Origin of the sequence: Pseudoalteromonas sp. S4492 (genome assembly GCF_005886115.1) — a bacterium.
In the GTDB taxonomy this organism is placed as follows: Bacteria; Pseudomonadota; Gammaproteobacteria; order Enterobacterales; family Alteromonadaceae; genus Pseudoalteromonas; species Pseudoalteromonas gelatinilytica.
The window spans coordinates 1-281 of sequence record NZ_PNCP01000333.1 but is presented as its reverse complement, the minus strand read 5'-3'; the positions used below and the strand labels follow the sequence as shown (position 1 = coordinate 281).

General features: G+C 40.2%; 1 protein-coding gene. It reads right to left on the bottom strand.

The features are described from left to right. On the bottom strand, positions 1–267 hold a 267-nt coding region (locus CWC28_RS22695; RefSeq protein WP_283206570.1), incomplete at its 3' end, for an AMP-binding protein. Positions 268–281: the final 14 nt, after the last annotated feature.

Here is a 281-nt window from a genome sequence, read left to right as displayed (position 1 = left end):
CGTCACAGCATTATGGGTGATAACAACACCTTTGGGTTCGCCTGTCGAACCTGAGGTAAATATGACGTATGCAGGCTGTTCTGGATGGACATAATCAAACCTGATTTTTTGCACATTATTATTGTTGCTTTCCTTAACCAGAGATTCGGTTGTGAATGATACTGTGGGCACATACTCAATGAACTCGGTGTTATAGTTATATATGTCATTATCAGTCAACAGTAAATCAACCTGAACTTTGTCAATAATAGTTTGTATACGTTGTATAGGCCAGCGGGGGG